Raw genomic sequence first — 18,911 nt, forward strand, 5'->3', positions numbered from 1 at the left:
GCGCGGGACGCATGTGCCAGGCCGTCAGCCCCCATACGGCGGCGTCAACGCATCAGCGCCGCCCCTTGCGCCGGCTGCCGCGACGGCCGCTGCGTGGCAGCCGGTGGCCGTGACCACGATGCGCCGGTGTATCCGTGTGTTCCAGGGTGTGCGGGACAGCGGCCAGGCCAGCAGGGGCAGGACCAGTACGGCGTGCAGGGCCACGCCGTGCAGCGGCTGAGCGGGACCGTCGAGTGATAGGCGGCCCCTTGGTGGCCGGTCCGGGTCAGCACGACCCCGCGCGCGATCATCGCCGCTCCCGAGGCCGGCGCCCCCATCAGCAGGGCGAGCCCGGAGCGCACCGCGAGCGGCATGCCAGCGGGGCCCGTCGGCCGGTGCCGGAAGGACGCGACGGCGAAGACCGTGAGCAGCACGGCCAGAACACCGCCGCCCACCGCGAGCGTCATGGACTCCGCCGTGTCGAAAGAGGTCTCCATGTCCAGGTGCGAGGGCACCCGGCGCCATGCCCGGAGCGTGATGCCGCCGACCTCCACCCCACAGTCGGCGGCGAAGACGAGCAGCAGGGCCGAGCACAGCCGGGCGCCGGCCCGGCGGCGTGCTCGACCGACCGCTCCGAGGCGCTCCGGATGCCGTGTGGCGCGCTTGACACGTAAATCGAACATCCATTCTTATGGAGGCTCAGGCAAGGCTTTCGGCAGGGGATTTCAGTCCGGTTTGCCGGGAAAAGTCCCTCGGTTATCCACAGGCTGGGCCTGCGTCGGGGCGCATTGTCAGTGGCAGGCGTTAGCGTCTTTGACGTGAAGCGATCGACTCAAGCAAACCGGGTGGAACCCATGGCAGGAACCGACCGCGAGAAGGCGCTCGACGCCGCGCTCGCGCAGATTGAACGGCAATTCGGCAAGGGCGCGGTCATGCGCATGGGCGAGCGGTCGAAGGAGCCCATCGAGGTCATCCCGACCGGGTCGACCGCGCTCGACGTCGCCCTCGGCGTCGGTGGCCTGCCGCGCGGCCGTGTCGTGGAGATCTACGGACCGGAGTCCTCCGGCAAGACGACCCTGACCCTGCACGCCGTGGCGAACGCGCAGAAGGCCGGCGGTCAGGTCGCCTTCGTGGACGCCGAGCACGCCCTCGACCCCGAGTACGCGCGCAAGCTCGGCGTCGACATCGACAACCTGATCCTCTCCCAGCCGGACAACGGCGAGCAGGCCCTGGAGATCGTGGACATGCTGGTCCGCTCCGGTGCCCTCGACCTCATCGTCATCGACTCCGTCGCCGCGCTCGTCCCGCGCGCGGAGATCGAGGGCGAGATGGGCGACAGTCACGTCGGTCTGCAGGCCCGTCTGATGAGCCAGGCGCTGCGCAAGATCACCAGCGCGCTCAACCAGTCCAAGACCACCGCGATCTTCATCAACCAGCTCCGCGAGAAGATCGGCGTGATGTTCGGCTCCCCGGAGACCACGACCGGCGGCCGGGCGCTGAAGTTCTACGCCTCGGTCCGCATCGACATCCGCCGCATCGAGACCTTGAAGGACGGCACGGAGGCGGTCGGCAACCGCACCCGTTGCAAGGTCGTCAAGAACAAGGTCGCGCCGCCCTTCAAGCAGGCCGAGTTCGACATCCTCTACGGCCAGGGCATCAGCCGTGAGGGCGGTCTGATCGACATGGGCGTGGAGCACGGCTTCGTCCGCAAGGCCGGCGCCTGGTACACGTACGAGGGCGACCAGCTCGGCCAGGGCAAGGAGAACGCGCGCAACTTCCTCAAGGACAACCCCGACCTGGCCAACGAGATCGAGAAGAAGATCAAGGAGAAGCTGGGCGTGGGGGTCCGGCCGGAGGAGCCCGCCGCCGAGCCCGGCGCGGACGCGGCGGTGGCCACCGCTGCCGCCGACGACGCCAAGACGGCGCCCGCTCCGGCTGCCAAGGCCACCAAGCCCAAGGCCGCCGCTGCCAAGAGCTGACCCGTGACACGACGAACCGACTGGGCCGAGTACGAGTACGCCACCCCCGGTGCCCCTCGGGGGAGGGGTACCGGGAGTTACCCGGACTCCGCCTCGGACGGGGACGGCGGCCACCGAGACGACGGGTACGGCGGGTACGAGAGTGACGGCGGCGCGTACCCCGGCGGCGGGGGCGACGAGCCGTACGGGGCCGGCTTCCCCGGCCGCGACCCCGGAGGCACCGCCGGACCGCGAGGCGGCCGGGGGCGCGGCCGGCGGCGGCGCGACTTCGGGGACGCGCCCGGTGAGGACGAAGGCGCCCCTTCCTCGTCGAGGGCCGAGCGGGGGGAGCCTTCAGGGGACCCGGCTGAGCGGGCACGGGCGATCTGCCTGCGCCTGCTCACCGGGACCCCGCGCACCCGCAAGCAACTCGCGGACGCCCTGCGCAAGCGGGAGATCCCCGAGGAGGTCGCCGAGGAGGTGCTGTCGCGGTTCGAGGAGGTCGGGCTGATCGACGACAGCGCGTTCGCGGACGCCTGGGTGGAGTCCCGGCACCACGGCCGGGGGCTTGCCCGGCGCGCACTCGCCCGGGAGCTGCGCACCAAGGGCGTCGACTCCGCGCTGATCGACGAGGCCGTCGGCCAGCTCGACTCCGAGCAGGAGGAGGCGACCGCCCGTGAACTGGTCGCCCGCAAACTGCGCGCCACCCGTGGCCTCGACCGTGACAAGCGGCTCCGCCGCCTCGCCGGCATGCTCGCCCGCAAGGGCTATCCCGAAGGCATGGCCCTCCGCGTGGTCCGCCAGGCCCTGGAGGAAGAGGGCGAGGACACGGAGTTCCTCGGGGACACGGACCTCTGACGGCGCCGTGCGGTCGCCGGCCTTCTCGCGGTCCTGGCCAGTGCCGTTCCAGGGCGTGTGGCGCTCCGGGGGCGGGGCGGTGGCGGTGGCTACGGCGAAGGAATGACACCCTGTCATGAACGGCATGGGGGAGTCGGCGGTGGAGGGCACCATCGCGCCGCTGCGGAAGCGAAGGCCGAGAGAATCGCGGAGGCGGGCGTACGCCCGGTCGCCAAGGACGACGTCGCGACGGCTCCGGTGTGCTGCCCGGCGGAATGACGGACCGCACACCGCACCGCTCAGGACGTCACCGCTCCACCGGCAGCCCCGCCGCCCGCCATGCCTGGAAGCCGCCCACCAGATCCGTCGCCCGGCGCAGGCCCAGCTGGTGGAGAGAGGCCGCGGCGAGGCTGGAGGCGTAGCCCTCGTTGCAGATCACGACGATGCGCAGGTCGTGCCCCGTTGCCTGCGGGATGCGGTGGCTGCCCTGCGGATCGAGGCGCCACTCCAGTTCGTTGCGCTCGACGACGAGGGCACCGGGGATCAGCCCGTCCCGCTCGCGCAGGGCCGCGTACCGGATGTCGACCAGCAGCGCGTCACCGGTTTGCGCCGCCTCGTGCGCCTCCCGCGCCTCGATGCGCCGGTACCCCCCGCGCACCCGCTCCAACAACTCGTCGACACCGACGGGCGGTTCGTCCGCCGGGCTCACCGCTGACCGCGTGATGTCGACGGGCCGTTCACCCGTCGCGCTCGCCACCGGCTCCCCGCCGCCGGCCGGCCCCTCGTGCGTCACGCTCACCGTCGACTCCTCGCTGTCCACTTGTGGGCTGCCGATCCTGCCGCTCACTGCCAGTCCTCCGGGCGTTCGACCTGCTCCAGGCGCAGTACCTGACCCGTGCGGCTGTAGCGGCGGATCCGCGGCAGCGGCGGGTAATAGGCGTGGACGGAGATCGCGTGCTGGTCGGGAGACTCGTTGAGCACCTCGTGCACATGGTGGCGGCCGAAGGCGCGGCCCTTACCGGCGGTCAGCCGGCGTTCCCGGTCGACGCCCTCGGTGAGTTCCAGGGTCTTCCAGCCGTCGGTGGGCAGCCGGACGGCGAGGGAGTACTCCTTGAGTTCGCCCGAGGCGGTGAGGAAGGCGCCGACCGAGTCGGCGTGGTCGTGCCAGCCGGTGCCGGTGCCCGGCGGCCAGCCGATCAGCCAGGCCTCGCTGCCGCCGGGCCCCTCCAGCCGCACCCAGGTGCGGCCCTCCGGATCGAGCGGGAGGGAGGCGATCAGCTCGGCGTCGGCCGCCGTGCGCCGTACGAAGTCGAGGAGGTCCGCCTGGGTGGGCGCCGAGCCGACGGCAGGGGAGACGGAAGGGGAGGAGACAGACACGTACACCGTCCTGAGGAAGGTTCGCGGAACGGGCGCACGACGGCGCTCGGAAGGGAAGGGGGACGCGAATTCAGCAGGACGGACGACACACGCAGCCCGCGTAGCGGACGAGGTCCATGTGGACCCTCCGCCACAGGCGCACACAGGTGTCGGTCACGAGCCGGAGTACAGCACGCCGCCGCACTCCGGTCAATGCACCGTCACGATGTGGACGCAGCGTGGCGGTGCTCACGGTCAGCGCACGCCGGAGCCGGCCGCCGCCTGCTCCTTCACCGCGCCGCCCACCGTGGCCTCGGCCGCCGCGTACAGATCGGCCGGGCGGACTCCGCTCAACGCGGTGACGAGATGGCCGTCGGGGCGCACGAGCAGCACGCTGTGCGCCGGCGCGCCCGGGTAGCTTTCGGCCACCAGCAGCTCGGCCGGGTGGGGCAGCGCGGTCACGGCGGCCGCGAGCCGGGGCATCACCCCGGCGGAGACCCAGTGTTTGCGGTCCCACACGCCCGTGCCCGGTGCGACCAGGACGACGAGCAGCGCGCCCCGGCCGAGCCGGTCGCGCAGCTGCACGAAGGAACCGTCCTCCGCCGTGACCCGTACGTCCGTGACCGGTGCGCCGGGCGGGGTGTCGACCGGGATCTCCGCCTCCAGGGGCCGGGGGGCGAGCGGCGAGTCGGCGTACGCCCCCGGCGCGCCGAGCGGCCCGCGCCCCAGGTGACCGTCCGTGAGCAACCCGTCGTGGCCCCTGGCCGCGCCCGGCACGATGTGGCGCAGTCCGCCCCCGCTACGCAGCACCGGCAGTACCTGGTCGGCGGCGCGCAGCCGGGCGGCGACCACCGCGCGCCGTTCGGCCTGGTAGCTGTCCAGCAGCGCCTCGTGCGGGCCGTGGTGCCAGGAGACGGCCAGCTTCCAGGCGAGGTTGTCGGCGTCCCGCAGGCCCTCGTCGAGCCCCTGGGTGCCGAACGCGCCGAGCAGGTGGGCCGCGTCCCCGGCGAGGAAGACCCGGCCGACGCGCCACCGGCGGGCCAGCCGGTGGTGCACGGTGTGGACGCCGGTGTCGAGCAGGTCGTACGCCGGTGTGGGGTCGCCGGTCCAGCCCGCCAGGGTCTCGCGGATCCGGGTCACCAGGATCTCGGGCGTGACCAGGTCCTTGCCCGGCGGCAGCAGCCAGTCCAGGCGCCATACGCCGTCCGGGAGGGGGCGGGCGGTCACCTCGCCGGCCGAGGGCACGGACTGGCGCCACGGCGGCATCCGATGGAGCAACGCCTGACCCGCCCAGGGAAGTTCCGCACGCAGCGCCGCGACCGCGTGCCGTTCCACCGCCGTACGGCCCGGAAAGCGGATGTCCTGGAGTTTGCGCACCGCCGAGCGGGTTCCGTCGCACCCGACCAGGTAGCTGCCGCGCCACCAGGTGCCCTGAGGCCCGCGGGTGTGCGCGGTGACGCCGGAACGCTCCTGCTCGATCGAGTCCAGGCGGCTGTCCACCACCATCTTCACCAGCGGCTCGTCGGCGATGGCAGCGCGCAGGGCGTGCGTGAGCACGTGCTGGGCGATGTGCAGCGGGGCGGCGGGGTCCGCCTCGTCGAAAGCGATCTCGCTCATCACCTGCTTGCGCCGCAGGGACCGCCATCCGGCCCAGCGCACGCCGTGCTCACCGAGCGCGACTGCGGTCAGCCGCTCCAGCAGGGCGGCCGTGTCCTCGCGCAGCACGACGGTGCGCGCCGGGCGAACTTCGTCCTTGCCGGGGCCCTCGTCCAGGACGACGGTCGGCACCTCCTGCCGGGCCAGGGCCAGGGCGAGCGTGAGCCCGACGGGCCCCGCTCCGACGATGATCACCGGGTCCATGACGCGGCGCCCCCTGCCCGTGACGATGCCCTGACGGAGACAAGTGAACAGGAAGGGGGAGCGGGGTGCACGATCACAGAACGTATGCAACCCATTGGCAGAGTTTGCGTCAAGCGACCGGAGGCAGTGGCGATCATGCCACTGCCTCCGGGTGCCTCATGTCACCTGAATGATCGTCAGTCCTTGTGCACGCCGCTGTGGCCACCGCCGCCGACGAAGGGACCGCTGAGGTCCAGGCCACCGGGGGCGCCTCCGGCCCCGGTCGCCGCGGTACCCGCGATGTCCGCCACATCCTGGGCTCCGAGCACCGCGCCGGTCGACTTCTTGCGTCGCCGCAGCCGGCCCTCCAGCCAGCTCGCGAAGGAGGTCAGCGAGAAGTTGAGGACGACGTAGATCGCGGCCACCACCGTGTACGACGCGATGACGTTCGCACCGTAGTAGCCGCTCATCGTGTTCGCCGAGGCGAGCAGTTCGGGGAAGGTGAGGACGGCGCCGCCGAGCGCGGTGTCCTTCACGACGACCACGAGCTGGCTGATGATCGCCGGGAGCATCGCGGTGACCGCCTGCGGCAGCAGGATGAGGCGCATCACCTGGTTCTTGCGCAGACCGATCGCCATGGCCGCCTCGGACTGGCCCTTCGGCAGGGAGAGGATGCCCGCGCGGACGATCTCGGCGAGCACCGAGGCGTTGTACAGCACCAGACCGGTGACGACCGCGTACAGCGGACGGTCGTCCGAACTGACGTCGGTGTACTGGCTGTACAGCTCGTTCCCGAAGATCATGAGGACCAGCACCGGGATCGCGCGGAAGAACTCGACCACGACCGAGGCCGGGACGCGTACCCAGACGTGGTCCGAGAGCCGGGCGATGCCGAGGACGGCGCCCAGCGGCAGCGCGATGACCATCGCCAGGGCGGCCGCCTTCAGGGTGTTCTGCAGGCCGGGCCAGATGTACGTCGAGTAGGCCTCGGAGCCGCTGAAGAACGGCTTCCACAGCACCCAGTCGAGTTGGTTCTTCTCGTCGAGGGACGCGTACACCCACCACAGGAGGGCCGCGAGCGCGACTATGAAGAGCACCGTGTAGAGGACGTTGCGCCGCTTGGCGCGCGGTCCCTGGGCGTCGTACAGAACCGAGCTCATCGCTTCACCGCAACCTTCTTGCCCACCCAGCCGAGGATCAGACCGGTCGGCAGGGTCAGGCAGCAGAACCCGAAGGCGATGACCGCGGAGATCTGCAGCAGCAGGGCCTCCTTGTCGAGCATGTCCTTCATGAGTGTCGCCGCCTCCGCCACGCCGATCGCGGCCGCCACCGTCGTGTTCTTCGTCAACGCGATCAGCACGTTGGTCAGCGGGCCGACGGTCGCCCGGAAAGCCTGCGGCAGTACGACCAGGAACAGCACCTGCGTGAAGCTCAGGCCGATGGCCCGCGCGGCCTCCGCCTGGCCGACCGGCACGGTGTTGATGCCGGACCGGATCGCCTCGCACACGAAGGCCGACGTGTAGACGATCAGCCCGAGCACGGCCAACCGGAAGTTGATCGTGTCGGTCTCGTCGGAACCGAGGCTGACGTTCAGCGTCTGGTAGAGGCCGAGCGACGAGAACAGGATGATCACCGTGAGCGGAATGTTCCGCACGATGTTCACGTAGGCGGTGCCGAAGCCGCGCATCAGCGGCACCGGACCCACCCGCATCGCGGCCAGCAGAGTGCCCCAGACCAGGGAGCCCACGGCGGACAGCAGCGTCAGCTGCACCGTCGTCCAGAAGGCGCTTAGTACGTCGTAACCTTCAAGAAAGTCGAACACGATCTCCCGCGCTTCCGCGTGTAGGGATGCCCGGATGCGCCGCCCTCACGGACGGCGCATCCGCCAGGCGTTGCCTCAGCTCTTGATGTCGCCGATCTTCGGGGCGGCCTCGTTCTTGTAGCCGGCCGGCCCGAAGTTCTTGTCCACGGCCTTCTGCCAGGACTTGTCGGCCACCATCTCCTCAAGCGCCTTGTTGATCTTGGCCTTGAGGTCGCTGCCCTTCTTGACGCCGATGCCGTAGTTCTCGTTGGTCATCTTCAGGCCGCCCAGCTTGAACTTGCCCTTGAACTGGGCCTGGGAGGCGTAACCGGCGAGGATCGAGTCGTCCGTGGTCAGGGCGTCGATGACCTTGCTCTGCAGACCGGTCAGGCACGCGGAGTACGTCGGGTACTTCTGGAGCTGCGCCTTGGGGGCGAGCTTGTCCTTGACGTTCTGCGCCGAAGTCGAGCCGGTGACCGAACACAGCTTCGCCTTGTTGAGGTCGGACGGCGACTTGATGCTGTTGTCGTCCGCGCGGACCAGCACGTCCTGGTGGGCGAGCAGGTACGGGCCGGCGAAGTCGACCAGCTTCTGGCGCTCCGGGGTGATCGAGTAGGAGGCGGCGATGAAGTCGACGTCACCACGCTTGAGCATCGTCTCGCGGTCCGCGCTCTTCGACTCCTTCCACTCGATCTGGTCCGCGCTGTAACCGAGCTTCTTGGCGACGTACGTGGCCACGTCGACGTCGAAGCCGGCGTAGCCCTGCGGGGTCTTCTGGCCGATGCCGGGCTGGTCGAACTTGATGCCGATGGTGATCTTCTTGCCACCATCGGAGGAGCCGTTGTCGTCCTTCTTGTCGCCGCCGCACGCGGTGGCGCTCACCGAGAGGGCGAGGAGGACGGCCGAGGCGGCGGTGACCTTGCGGAGCTTCATGGTGAACATCCTTTGAGTGGTGAGGAACGAGGTCCGTCTAAGGGATGGGCGACCCGGATCGTGCGGGTGCCGGGGCACGCACCGTCAGTGGTGCAGGATCTTGGACAGGAAGTCCTTGGCCCGGTCGCTGCGCGGGTTGCTGAAGAACTGGTCGGGCGCAGCCTGTTCGACGATCCGGCCGTCCGCCATGAAGACCACGCGGTTCGCAGCCGAACGTGCGAAGCCCATCTCGTGGGTGACGACGATCATCGTCATGCCCTCACGGGCGAGCTGCTGCATGACCTCGAGGACCTCGTTGATCATCTCGGGGTCGAGGGCGGAGGTCGGCTCGTCGAAGAGCATGACCTTCGGGCCCATCGCCAGCGCCCGCGCGATGGCGACGCGCTGCTGCTGGCCGCCGGACAGCTGGGCGGGGTACTTGTCGGCCTGGGTGCCCACACCGACCCGGTCGAGCAGGGCCCGCGCCTTCTCCTCGGCCTGCTTCTTGTCCGCCTTGCGGACCTTGATCTGGCCCAGCATCACGTTCTCGAGCACGGTCTTGTGCGCGAAGAGGTTGAAGGACTGGAAGACCATCCCGACGTCCGCCCGCAGCCGGGCGAGTTCCCGGCCCTCGTGCGGCAGGGGCTTGCCGTCGATCGTGATGGTGCCTGAATCGATCGTCTCCAGGCGGTTGATGGTGCGGCACAGGGTCGACTTTCCGGACCCGGAGGGCCCGATGACCACGACGACCTCGCCGCGGGCGATCGTCAGGTCGATGTCCTGGAGCACGTGCAACGCGCCGAAGTGCTTGTTGACGCTCTTCAGGACGACCAGTTCGTCTGACGTGGCCACGTCTTCCTTGGCCACCGATACTTTGGTCATCGCTCTCAGGCTCCGTCCTCCTCGGTTTCCGTGGACAGTAGTGAGCGGCTTGACCTGCGTCATCACATCTGAGGGAGATCTGAGCATCACGATCCGATAGCAACCGGACACGGCTCGTAGCACGTGTCGCCGTCTGCGTATCGGCCGGATAACGGAAGCGGCGGGCAACCGGAACCCTCTTGACGCCGTCCTTATCCATCAGCGTCACTGCCATGGTGCACGCGTGTGTGCACGCGATGACAAGACCGACGACAACCGAGACCGTACGACCGCTGAACCGGAGGGGGCCGGGATGAGACTGCTTCTCGTCGAGGACGACAACCACGTCGCCGCGGCCCTGTCCGCCGTCCTCGCGCGGCACGGCTTCGACGTCACCCATGCGCGCAGCGGCGAGGAGGCCCTCCAGGCGCTCGTCCCGGAGGGCGCCGGATTCGGGGTGGTCCTGCTCGACCTGGGCCTGCCCGACCAGGACGGCTACGAGGTCTGCGGCAAGATCCGCAAGCGCACCAGCACTCCGGTGATCATGGTCACCGCCCGCTCCGACGTCCGTTCCCGCATCCACGGTCTCAACCTGGGCGCCGACGACTACGTGGTGAAGCCGTACGACACCGGCGAACTGCTCGCCCGTATCCACGCCGTCAGCCGGCGCACCGCCCACGAGGACCCGGCCGCCGCGGGCGAGGACGCCCTGCACCTCGGTGCCGTGCGCATCGAACTGCCCACCCGCCAGGTCAGCGTGGACGGTTCGGTCGTCCAGCTCACCCGCAAGGAGTTCGACCTGCTCGCGCTGCTCGCCCAGCGGCCGGGGGTGGTCTTCCGGCGGGAACAGATCATCAGCGAGGTCTGGCGCACCAGCTGGGAGGGCACGGGCCGCACCCTGGAGGTGCACGTCGCCTCGCTGCGGGCCAAACTGCGCATGCCCGCGCTGATCGAGACCGTACGCGGCGTCGGCTACCGCCTCGTCGCCCCGGCCGCATAGCGGGGACGGGTGCGCACACGGCTCCTCCCGCTGCTCATCGTCCTGCTGGCGGCCGTCCTGCTCGCGCTCGGCATCCCGCTCGCCGTCAGCGTGGCCGCCGCCCAGCAGCAGCGGGTCGTGGTCGACCGGATCGACGACACGGCACGCTTCGCCGCGCTCGCCCAGTTCGTCACCGACGGACCCAGCGGCTCCCGCCGCACCACCAGGGACGAGCGCGGGGAGACCCTGCGCAGCGAGCTGGAGAACTACTACGGCGTCTACGGCATCCGCGCCGGCGTCTTCTACCGCAACGACTCGGCGATGGCCAACGCACCCGGCGACTGGTTCGTACCGAGCGCGGGGGAGATGCGGGAGGCGTTCGACGAGGCGCTGCTCAGCCGGCGCAGCCACGACCCGCAGCAGGTGTGGCCCTGGCAGCGCAGCCGGCTGATCGTCGCCTCGCCGGTGATCCGCGACGGGGACGTCGTGGCGGTCGTGGTCACCGACTCGCCCACCGGGCAGATGCGGTCGCGGATCCTGCGCGGCTGGCTGTTCATCGGGGCCGGCGAGATCGCGGCGATGCTCCTCGCCGTCGGCGCGGCGCTGCGCCTGACCGGCTGGGTGCTCAAACCCGTACGGATCCTGGACGCCACCACCCACGATATCGCCACCGGACGCCTCAAGTCCCGGGTCGCGGCCGCCGGCGGGCCGCCGGAACTCAGACGGCTGGCCCGCTCGTTCAACGAGATGGCGGACAACGTCGAGTCCGTGCTGGAGCAGCAGCGCGCCTTCGTCGCCGACGCCTCGCACCAACTGCGCAACCCGCTCTCGGCGCTGCTGCTGCGCATCGAACTGCTCGCCCTCGAACTGCCCGAGGACAACGAGGAGATCGCGTCGGTCCGCACCGAGGGCAAGCGCCTGACGCAGGTCCTGGACGACCTGCTCGACCTGGCGCTGGCCGAGCACGCCGACGCCGACCTCCGGCTGACCGACATCGGCGCCCTGGCCGAGGAGCGGGTGGCCGCCTGGTCACCCGCCGCCCGCGCAAGGGGCGTCCGGCTGACCGGCGACTGCCCGCCCACCACCGCCTGGGCCGACCCGATCGCCCTGTCCAGTGCGCTGGACGCGGTGATCGACAACGCCGTGAAGTTCACCCCTGAGGGCGGCACCGTCGAGGTCACCGTCTCCGCCGACGGCGACACCTCCATGGTCGTCGTCACCGACACCGGCCCCGGCCTCACCGACGAGGAACTGGCGCGCGTGGGCGACCGTTTCTGGCGCAGCGGCCGCCATCAGAACGTCAAGGGCTCGGGCCTGGGCCTGTCCATCAGCCGCGCCCTGCTCGCGGCCGGCGGCGGCTCGATCGACTACGCCCACCACGAGCCGCGAGGGCTGCGGGTGACGGTCTCGGTACCGCGGGACACGGAGAGCCGGCAGGAGTCCTAGGCACCCCTTCGATGGCGGACCGGTTACGGCTTCACCGACCGGTAGTAGCGCCGGGCGCCCTGCTGCAGGGGCAGCGGGTCCGTGTAGATGGCGGTGCGCAGGTCGACCAGTTGCGCGGAGTGGACGTGTGCGCCGATGCCGTCGCGGCTCTTGATCACGGTGCGCGTCACCCACTCGATCAGCCGGGGGTCGATGTCCGTACGGGTCATCAGCAGGTTGGACACGGCGATCGTCGGCACCGGCGTGCCCTGCTGCACGGCCGGGTAGGCGGACTCGGGGATGCTGGTGGCCCGGTAGTAGCGCGCCCCCTGCCCTTGGCTGTGCAGCTTCGCGATGAGATCACCGTCGATCGGCACGAACGTGAAGGCGGACTTCTTCGCGAGCGTGAGCAGCCCCTTCGTGGGCAGCCCACCCGACCAGAAGAAGGCGTCGATCTTTCCCTGCTGCAGCCGGCCGGGCCCGGTGTCGATGCCGTCCGCGACCGGAGTGATGTCCTTGTGCGGATCGATGCCGGCCGCCCTCAGTACCCGGTTGGCGATCAGCCGCACGCCGGAGTCGGGCAGCCCGGTCGCCACCCGCCGGTGCCGCAGATCCGCGACGCTCTTGATGTCCGAGCCCCGTCGCACGATGAGATGCACATAGTCGTCGTAGAGCCGGGCCACCCCGCGCAGCTGCCCCGCACCACTGCCGCTCCGGAGCTCGTACGTCTCCACGGCGTCGGCCGCCGCGATGGTGAAGTCGGCCTGTCCGGTCGCCACCCGCTGGACGTTCTCCTGCGAACCGGCGCTGTTGAGCAGCTTCACCTCCAGCCCGGGCATGTCCTTGGCCAGCTCGGTGCGCAGGCGCTCGCCGTACTCCTGGTAGACGCCCCGGGGCGTGCCCGTGCTGAAGACGATCGTTCCGCTCGGCGGCGTCTCACCCAAGGGCAGCAGCCACCACAGCAGCAGCCCGAGGGCCACCACACCGACGGCCGCGCTCTGGAGCGCCCGGCGCCTGCTGATTCGGGGGAACACCTTGGACATGCGGCGATCCTGCCAGGCGACGCGCGCTGCTGACCAGGGCCGAGGTCACTCCGGGGCGGAGAGGCGCCGCTCAGGGGCCGGGAGATGTGCCGCTCAGGGGCCGGGGAAGCCGCTCCCGGGTGGCGAAGACCGCTCGGGGATCCGGTGGGACCGCTCGGGGATCCGGCGGGCCGATCGAGGAGGCCGGTGGGCCGGTCGAGGCTCGGGCGGGATCGGTCGAGGGTCCGGCGGGACCGCTCGGGGGCAGGTGAAAGGGCGGAAGGCTTTGTCAGTGGTGGCCGTTAGAGTCGCCGTATGAGCACCTCGCCCGCCGACCTCGTCCGTGAGTTCCACCTCGCCTTCGGCCTCGACGCCCGCAGCACGCCGAGGGAGGTGTCCCCCGCGCTGGCCGCCCACCGCGGGGAACTGCTCGCCGAGGAGGCCGCCGAGGTCGCCGAGGTCGCGGTCGAGGGCCCGCTGGACCGCCTCGCGCACGAGCTGGCGGACGTGGTCTACGTGGCGTACGGCACGGCTCTGGTCCACGGCATCGACCTGGACGAGGTGATCGCCGAGATCCACCGCGCCAACATGAGCAAACTCGGCCCGGACGGTCACGTCGCCCGCCGGGCCGACGGCAAGGTCCTCAGGGGAGAGCACTACCGGGCGCCGGACGTGTCGGCCGTGCTGCGCCGCCAGGGGTGGATACCGGGCGGCGCAGCCTGACACCCGCGCCGGCGCCCGGCACGGTGAGGAGATCCGGCGCCTGTCGCGGTGGCGAGGTCGACGCGTGCGCGGCGGGGCGACGTCCCACGCCTGCCCCGTCACCGTGGCGAGGTCAGCGCCCGGCGCCTACGACGACAGGGAGCCGCCCGCCAGCTTCCACTCGCGGTGCAGGGCGCCCAGCGGGACGTTCCGCTGGATGACCGGAGTACCGAATATGGACAGCTGGAGCCGCAGGGTCCCGGACAGGTCGACCCCGCCGTACACGCTCCACGCGCCTTCCGCCCTCGGCTTGCTTCCGTCGGTGGAGGCGGTGACCGTTCCGGAGGCCTCGCCGCGCAGGTACGGGGCCAGGTCGGCGGTGACGCCGACGGTGCCGTAGAGGCCCACCGTGGCCTCGGCGCCGAGCGCCGTCTTCAGGGTCCCGGCGGTGGTGACGGAGGCGCGCACCGGGGTGCTCGTGAAGTCAGAGGAGCTGACCGGCGTCCATCCCTTGGCCAGGCCGAAGGTCCCGCCCGCCTTGAAGCCGCCCTTGAGGCTCTGCTCGACGTCGACGGTGACGTGCCCGTCGACGCTGATCTGCAGGTAGCAGGTCAGGTCAAGGTTGACCACGACGGGGACGGGGCCGACCTGCAGAACGGGGTCGGCGTGCAGCTTGGCGAAGGGGATGCGCAGCGGGGTTCCGGTGGCCGCGGCGGCACGGCCCTTGACCGCCCACCCGGAGGTCCAGTCACCGGACACGCCGAGGTACGCCGAACCGGGCGCCGCGCCGGTCCCGGTGCCGCCGTAGGCGAAGTCGACCTGCGGGGCGACCTGGACGAAGCCCTTCACCGAGGCGGTGGCGGAAGCGGAGGCGCCCTGGACTGCCGGCACCTCGGCGCTCACGTCGAGCCGGAGGCTGCCGAGCGGCACCGTCGCACCCTTGGGGCCGACGTGTACGTCACCGGCCTTCGACCAGGACACGTTCACATCGGGCAGCAGCTTGTCGACGGTGAACGACGACGGGTCGACGGGCACGTCGCCCTTCGCCGTGTCATCGCCCAGCAGCGCGTTGAGCGTGGCCGGTTTGGTCTGCACCTCGGTGCCGCGCTCCGTCTCACCGATCACCTTGGTGACCTCGGCGAGCAGCCCGTGCGGCGCCCCCGGCGCCGGCGCACTGGCGATCACGTCGCCCACGGCGGTTTCGTGCGGTCCGGCGGAGGAGCCGGCGGAAGGAGTGGGCCTGCTCGGGGAACTCTCCTTACCGTTCGGCTTGTCGGAGATGACGGCACGCCGTGTGTGGCTGTCGTACGAGCTGACGGTGAGTCTCGTCCTGTGTGCTCGCTGCCCGTCGCCGCCCGGGCTCGCCGTGGCGGTCGCCGTGGCGGCCGGGGTGGCGGTGGGAGCGGCGGCGACGGTGAGCGAGTGGCCCGTGCCGTCGGCGGGACGGTCGTCGGCCTTGATCTGCTGGCTGTGCTCGCCGGCCGCCGACCGCTCGGCGTGCGGTGTCGGCGAGGAGCAGGCCGCGGCGAGGAAGAGAGTGGTCACGGCGAGGGCGGGCAGCAGGGCACGCCTGTGCCTCATGCGTCTGCGCAAGGTCGGTCCTGAGTGAAGTGGGGGGTGGCAGAGAGGTTCCGGCGAACGGTCTACTTGTGGGCAGGACCGGCCGGTACCTCGGTGACGGGCCATGAGCATGCCATGGCCGCACCCGCTGTTCCCTCGCAAACCGGTCACAACCCAAGGTGACCTGCGCCACGGTGAGTTCACGTCAGGTATGACTCAAAGCCGAGGCAAGTGAGGCGAGTTGGGACGCGGGCGACCGTCCGGGAGTAGCCGGTGTCCCGCGCCCTTCTCGGGTGTCAGCGGCCGGAGAGCCCGGTGCCACCGAGCCGGGTCAGGAGACCGGAGAGCAGCGCGATGTCCTCCTGGACCCACGCCGCGCCGGCGAAGATCTCGGTGGCGGTCTCCTCAGCCGTGGCCAGCATCTCCTGCAACCGCTGGCGGCCCGTCCCGGTCAGCGAGGCGTAGGCGACCCGCGCGTCCCGGGCGTCCGGCACGCGGGTCACCAGCCCGATCCGCTCCAGCGGAGCCAGTCCGCGCGTGACTCCCGAGGCCGTCAGCCCCAGCGCTTCGGCGAGGTCGACCCGGCGCATCCGGCCGCCCGGCGCCTGCCCCAGGCGCAGCAGCAGGGTGAAGTCGGCGAGGCTGACGCCGTGCAGCCCGCTCAGTCGGGCGTCGAACCGCCGTACGAGCGCCGCCTGTGCCCGCACGAGCCGAAGCGCCGCGTCCAGGGCCTCACTCATGGCTGCCGCCCCCGATACTCATTGCCATCTCCTTGACTCCTCAAGCTTATGAACCGAGTGAACGCGCTGCCCGCCGCCGGCGCTTGCCCAGGGGTGCCTGGGAGAGGTCCTCGGCGGTGGACCGGAGGTTCTTGAAGCCGTAGCCGCGCTCGGACAGCCAGGCCTTCGCCGCATCCTCGGCCCGCTCGGTCGCCTCCAGGATGTCTCCCTCCTCCTCCCCGGTGTCGGAGAAGCGGAAGACGAAGGCCGGCCGGGCGGCGATGTCGTAGGTGAGGTTGCCCTCGGGGGTGAACGCGGCGCGCAGCACGTCGTGTGCGGCGGCGTCGGCCAGCAGCGCGGCCCGCTGGGCGTCGGTGAGGCCGTCGAAGACGCCGCGCACGGTGATTCTGAAGGTCCGGGTACTCATCCCGCGACCTTAGGCACAGCGGGGGTGGGCCCTCCACCGGGTTTCCGGCGGTCGGCACGCCCACTCGCGGTGGCGGACCGGGACGGGATCCCGGCCGCGCACCGCACGGCCGTTCGGAACGATCCGGTAGCACAGGCACGACCCCCGAGGCCGGCGCCGTACGTGTGGATCCCGGCGTTTCTCCGAACCGTTCCGTCACCAGCGGATGGCCGTCAAGTCGATGGGGCGGGGGCGGAGCAGGCGGGTGCGTTCTGCCAGCGTCCGCAGCCGCCGGGCTGCACATCACGGTCGACGCGGGTGTGGCGGCCGCGTTCCTGAGATGAGCCCGCGCGTCGTGTCTCTGCCTCATCGCGCGGCAGCCGCAGATCGGCGACTTTCCTCCGGACTCGCCGATCAGTCCGGGTGCGGACTGTCGGGCGGCGTCACAGTTGGTGCGGCGGGCGTCCACGTACCAACCCAACCGCTCTCACGGTCGGACGAATGCGGCAAACGGCCGGAACGACGTGCCCCGTCGCGTCCTCGCACGGGATCACCGCCACACAGTGCCCCCGGACGGGACCCCGGGGCGCCGTGGCCGGCCCGGGAACGGCGCGGGTGTGCGGACCGCACTCGCCGAGGGCCTTCCGGAAGCACCTACCCTTGAGGGCATGACCAGCAGCAGCGACCGGAGCCCCGCAGTGGACGTTCACGCACCCAAGAGCTACGAGATCCGCACCTACGGGTGCCAGATGAACGTCCACGACTCCGAGCGATTGTCCGGGCTGCTCGAAGAGGCCGGGTACGTGCGGGCGCCCGAAGGATCGGACGGGGACGCCGACGTCGTCGTCTTCAACACCTGCGCGGTCCGTGAGAACGCCGACAACCGGCTGTACGGCAACCTCGGCCGGCTCGCGCCGAAGAAGTCCTCGCGGCCCGGCATGCAGATCGCGGTCGGCGGCTGCCTCGCGCAGAAGGACCGCGACACCATCGTGAAGAAGGCGCCCTGGGTGGACGTCGTCTTCGGCACGCACAACATCGGCAAGCTGCCCGTCCTGCTGGAGCGCGCCCGCGTCCAGGAGGAGGCACAGGTCGAGATCGCCGAGTCGCTGGAGGCCTTCCCGTCCACCCTGCCGACCCGGCGCGAGAGCGCCTACGCGGCCTGGGTGTCGATCTCCGTCGGCTGCAACAACACCTGCACCTTCTGTATCGTCCCGGCCCTGCGCGGCAAGGAGAAGGACCGCCGTCCCGGCGACATCCTCGCCGAGGTGGAGGCGCTGGTCGCCGAGGGCGTCTCGGAGATCACGCTGCTCGGCCAGAACGTCAACGCCTACGGCTCCGACATCGGCGACCGTGAGGCCTTCAGCAAGCTGCTGCGCGCCTGCGGGAAGATCGAGGGGCTGGAGCGCGTCCGCTTCACCTCGCCGCACCCGCGCGACTTCACCGACGACGTCATCGCCGCCATGGCCGAGACGCCGAACGTGATGCCGCAACTGCACATGCCGCTGCAGTCCGGCTCGGACACCGTCCTGAAGGCGATGCGCCGCTCCTACCGGCAGGACCGTTACCTCGGGATCATCGAGAAGGTCCGGGCCGCCATCCCGCACGCCGCCATCACCACCGACATCATCGTGGGCTTCCCCGGCGAGACCGAGGACGACTTCGAGCAGACGCTGCACGTGGTGCGCGAGGCGCGGTTCACGCAGGCCTTCACCTTCCAGTACTCCAAGCGCCCCGGCACCCCGGCCGCGACCATGGAGGACCAGATCCCCAAGGAGGTCGTCCAGGCGCGCTACGAGCGGCTCGTCGCCCTCCAGGAGGAGATCTCCTGGGAGGAGAACAAGAAGCAGGTCGGCCGCACCCTGGAACTGATGGTCGCCGAGGGCGAGGGGCGCAAGGACGGCGCCACCCACCGCCTTTCCGGCCGCGCCCACGACAACCGCCTGGTCCACTTCACCAAGCCCGAGCAGGAGGTGCGCCCCGGTGACGTGGTCACCGTCGAGGTGACCTACGCCGCCCCGCACCACCTCCTCGCCGAGGGGCCCGTTCTCGACGTGCGCCGCACGCGCGCGGGGGACGCCTGGGAGAAGCGCAACGCCGCGGAGGCCGCCCAGCCGGCGGGCGTCATGCTCGGCCTGCCGAAGATCGGCGTACCGGCACCGCTGCCGGTCGCCACGGGCAGCGGCTGCGGCTGCGACTGACCGGGCACGGCCGGACCACTGTCGACGATCGGAACACGGGGGAGGACGGGCCGGTGGCTCGATGGGCGCTGCTGCTCGACAAACCGCCTGGTGAGGGGCCATACCGCAAGCAGTACGAGCTGATGGCCACGATCGACGGCGCCCGCGAGGAGGCCGAGGCGCGGTTCGCGGAGTTCGTGCGCCTGTACCAGCCCCGGCATCCGATGTATCCGGTGCGGATGCGCCGGTACCGCACGGGTGACGGCTGGATGCTGGTCGGGGACGGCTCGTCCGGCGGTGTGTTCACGTACCACTTCCTGTTCACCGAGCTGGAGTGGGACTCGGGGCCGATTACCTACTGACCGCGTACCCTGCCGA

19 protein-coding genes and 2 pseudogenes are annotated in these 18,911 nt (G+C 70.9%); 7 read left to right on the forward strand and 14 right to left on the reverse strand.

Going from position 1 to position 18,911, the window contains the following annotated elements; genetic code table 11:
* Positions 1-24 precede the first annotated feature (24 nt).
* Positions 25-581: pseudogene (locus ABZ079_RS34160) on the reverse strand (hypothetical protein); the annotation flags it as partial.
* A 252-nt stretch (positions 582-833) separates the two neighbouring features.
* On the opposite strand from ABZ079_RS34160, the gene recA reads away from it, so the two are divergent.
* Both recA and recX read left to right on the forward strand, forming a co-directional pair.
* Positions 834-1,958: a recombinase RecA gene (gene recA, locus ABZ079_RS34165; RefSeq protein WP_356943336.1), complete on the forward strand. Its 1,125-nt coding sequence runs from the start codon at positions 834-836 to the stop codon at positions 1,956-1,958.
* A gap of 3 nt (positions 1,959-1,961) precedes the next feature.
* Complete coding sequence (gene recX, locus ABZ079_RS34170) at positions 1,962-2,795, forward strand: recombination regulator RecX (RefSeq protein ID WP_356943337.1); 834 nt, start codon at positions 1,962-1,964, stop codon at positions 2,793-2,795.
* Between the two features lie 286 nt (positions 2,796-3,081).
* On the opposite strand, the gene ABZ079_RS34175 is transcribed toward recX, so the two are convergent.
* The 8 genes from ABZ079_RS34175 to ABZ079_RS34210 form a co-directional block, all read right to left on the reverse strand.
* Positions 3,082-3,483, reverse strand: coding sequence for a rhodanese-like domain-containing protein (locus ABZ079_RS34175; RefSeq protein WP_356943370.1), 402 nt, complete (start codon positions 3,481-3,483; stop codon positions 3,082-3,084).
* Positions 3,484-3,617: 134 nt separating this feature from the next.
* Positions 3,618-4,151 (reverse strand): cysteine dioxygenase, encoded by a 534-nt coding sequence (locus ABZ079_RS34180; protein WP_356943338.1) that lies wholly within the window; start codon positions 4,149-4,151, stop codon positions 3,618-3,620.
* A gap of 70 nt (positions 4,152-4,221) precedes the next feature.
* Positions 4,222-4,383, reverse strand: a complete 162-nt coding sequence (locus ABZ079_RS34185) for a putative leader peptide (protein WP_356943339.1) — start codon at positions 4,381-4,383, stop codon at positions 4,222-4,224.
* Between the two features lie 2 nt (positions 4,384-4,385).
* Positions 4,386-5,990, reverse strand: coding sequence for an FAD-dependent monooxygenase (locus ABZ079_RS34190; protein WP_356943340.1), 1,605 nt, complete (start codon positions 5,988-5,990; stop codon positions 4,386-4,388).
* A 176-nt stretch (positions 5,991-6,166) separates the two neighbouring features.
* The gene (locus tag ABZ079_RS34195) at positions 6,167-7,129 is read right to left on the reverse strand and encodes an amino acid ABC transporter permease (RefSeq protein ID WP_356943341.1); all 963 of its coding nucleotides are present in this window, start codon (positions 7,127-7,129) and stop codon (positions 6,167-6,169) included.
* Complete coding sequence (locus tag ABZ079_RS34200; protein WP_356943342.1) at positions 7,126-7,791, reverse strand: amino acid ABC transporter permease; 666 nt, start codon at positions 7,789-7,791, stop codon at positions 7,126-7,128. Before ABZ079_RS34200 ends, ABZ079_RS34195 begins: the two co-directional genes overlap by 4 nt.
* 75 nt (positions 7,792-7,866) lie before the next feature.
* The gene (locus ABZ079_RS34205; protein ID WP_356943343.1) at positions 7,867-8,703 is read right to left on the reverse strand and encodes a glutamate ABC transporter substrate-binding protein; all 837 of its coding nucleotides are present in this window, start codon (positions 8,701-8,703) and stop codon (positions 7,867-7,869) included.
* Positions 8,704-8,787: 84 nt separating this feature from the next.
* Positions 8,788-9,564, reverse strand: a complete 777-nt coding sequence (locus tag ABZ079_RS34210) for an amino acid ABC transporter ATP-binding protein (RefSeq protein ID WP_356943344.1) — start codon at positions 9,562-9,564, stop codon at positions 8,788-8,790.
* 292 nt (positions 9,565-9,856) lie between these two features.
* Between ABZ079_RS34210 and ABZ079_RS34215 the strand changes: the two genes are divergently transcribed.
* Both ABZ079_RS34215 and ABZ079_RS34220 read left to right on the forward strand, forming a co-directional pair.
* Positions 9,857-10,543, forward strand: a complete 687-nt coding sequence (locus ABZ079_RS34215; protein ID WP_356943345.1) for a response regulator transcription factor — start codon at positions 9,857-9,859, stop codon at positions 10,541-10,543.
* 9 nt (positions 10,544-10,552) lie between these two features.
* Positions 10,553-11,968 carry a HAMP domain-containing sensor histidine kinase gene (locus ABZ079_RS34220; protein WP_356943346.1) on the forward strand — a complete coding sequence of 472 codons (1,416 nt, stop codon included), beginning with the start codon at positions 10,553-10,555 and terminating at the stop codon, positions 11,966-11,968.
* Between the two features lie 23 nt (positions 11,969-11,991).
* On the opposite strand, the gene ABZ079_RS34225 is transcribed toward ABZ079_RS34220, so the two are convergent.
* Positions 11,992-12,990 carry a TAXI family TRAP transporter solute-binding subunit gene (locus tag ABZ079_RS34225; RefSeq protein WP_356943347.1) on the reverse strand — a complete coding sequence of 333 codons (999 nt, stop codon included), beginning with the start codon at positions 12,988-12,990 and terminating at the stop codon, positions 11,992-11,994.
* 294 nt (positions 12,991-13,284) lie between these two features.
* Between ABZ079_RS34225 and ABZ079_RS34230 the strand changes: the two genes are divergently transcribed.
* Positions 13,285-13,692: a MazG nucleotide pyrophosphohydrolase domain-containing protein gene (locus tag ABZ079_RS34230; RefSeq protein ID WP_356943348.1), complete on the forward strand. Its 408-nt coding sequence runs from the start codon at positions 13,285-13,287 to the stop codon at positions 13,690-13,692.
* 126 nt (positions 13,693-13,818) lie between these two features.
* On the opposite strand, the gene ABZ079_RS34235 is transcribed toward ABZ079_RS34230, so the two are convergent.
* The 4 genes and pseudogenes from ABZ079_RS34235 to ABZ079_RS34250 all read right to left on the reverse strand — a co-directional run.
* On the reverse strand, positions 13,819-15,252 hold the full coding sequence (locus tag ABZ079_RS34235) for a hypothetical protein (RefSeq protein WP_356943349.1): 1,434 nt from the start codon (positions 15,250-15,252) through the stop codon (positions 13,819-13,821).
* A 275-nt stretch (positions 15,253-15,527) separates the two neighbouring features.
* Entirely contained in the window at positions 15,528-15,971 is a 444-nt protein-coding gene (locus ABZ079_RS34240; protein ID WP_356943350.1) for a MarR family transcriptional regulator, read from the reverse strand.
* A 46-nt stretch (positions 15,972-16,017) separates the two neighbouring features.
* Entirely contained in the window at positions 16,018-16,377 is a 360-nt protein-coding gene (locus tag ABZ079_RS34245; RefSeq protein ID WP_356943351.1) for a DUF6204 family protein, read from the reverse strand.
* Between the two features lie 364 nt (positions 16,378-16,741).
* A pseudogene (locus tag ABZ079_RS34250) lies at positions 16,742-16,837 on the reverse strand (MBL fold metallo-hydrolase); the annotation flags it as partial.
* Positions 16,838-17,024: 187 nt separating this feature from the next.
* Between ABZ079_RS34250 and miaB the strand changes: the two are divergent.
* Both miaB and ABZ079_RS34260 read left to right on the forward strand, forming a co-directional pair.
* Positions 17,025-18,554: a tRNA (N6-isopentenyl adenosine(37)-C2)-methylthiotransferase MiaB gene (gene miaB / locus ABZ079_RS34255; protein WP_356943352.1), complete on the forward strand. Its 1,530-nt coding sequence runs from the start codon at positions 17,025-17,027 to the stop codon at positions 18,552-18,554.
* Between the two features lie 53 nt (positions 18,555-18,607).
* Positions 18,608-18,895: a hypothetical protein gene (locus ABZ079_RS34260; RefSeq protein ID WP_356943353.1), complete on the forward strand. Its 288-nt coding sequence runs from the start codon at positions 18,608-18,610 to the stop codon at positions 18,893-18,895.
* Positions 18,896-18,911: the final 16 nt, after the last annotated feature.

Origin of the sequence: Streptomyces sp. NPDC006314, assembly GCF_040613075.1 — a bacterium.
Taxonomy (GTDB): Bacteria; Actinomycetota; Actinomycetes; order Streptomycetales; family Streptomycetaceae; genus Streptomyces.

Bases quoted from the DNA above. Each gene is read 5' to 3' on its own strand.
- recA (WP_356943336.1), top strand. From the start codon at position 834: ATGGCAGGAACCGACCGCGAGAAGGCGCTCGACGCCGCGCTCGCGCAG.
- ABZ079_RS34190 (WP_356943340.1), bottom strand. From the start codon at position 5,990: ATGGACCCGGTGATCATCGTCGGAGCGGGGCCCGTCGGGCTCACGCTC.
- ABZ079_RS34195 (WP_356943341.1), bottom strand. From the start codon at position 7,129: ATGAGCTCGGTTCTGTACGACGCCCAGGGACCGCGCGCCAAGCGGCGC.
- ABZ079_RS34205 (WP_356943343.1), bottom strand. From the start codon at position 8,703: ATGAAGCTCCGCAAGGTCACCGCCGCCTCGGCCGTCCTCCTCGCCCTC.
- ABZ079_RS34210 (WP_356943344.1), bottom strand. From the start codon at position 9,564: ATGACCAAAGTATCGGTGGCCAAGGAAGACGTGGCCACGTCAGACGAA.
- ABZ079_RS34215 (WP_356943345.1), top strand. From the start codon at position 9,857: ATGAGACTGCTTCTCGTCGAGGACGACAACCACGTCGCCGCGGCCCTG.
- ABZ079_RS34225 (WP_356943347.1), bottom strand. From the start codon at position 12,990: ATGTCCAAGGTGTTCCCCCGAATCAGCAGGCGCCGGGCGCTCCAGAGC.
- ABZ079_RS34230 (WP_356943348.1), top strand. From the start codon at position 13,285: ATGAGCACCTCGCCCGCCGACCTCGTCCGTGAGTTCCACCTCGCCTTC.
- ABZ079_RS34235 (WP_356943349.1), bottom strand. From the start codon at position 15,252: ATGAGGCACAGGCGTGCCCTGCTGCCCGCCCTCGCCGTGACCACTCTC.
- ABZ079_RS34240 (WP_356943350.1), bottom strand. From the start codon at position 15,971: ATGAGTGAGGCCCTGGACGCGGCGCTTCGGCTCGTGCGGGCACAGGCG.
- ABZ079_RS34245 (WP_356943351.1), bottom strand. From the start codon at position 16,377: ATGAGTACCCGGACCTTCAGAATCACCGTGCGCGGCGTCTTCGACGGC.
- miaB (WP_356943352.1), top strand. From the start codon at position 17,025: ATGACCAGCAGCAGCGACCGGAGCCCCGCAGTGGACGTTCACGCACCC.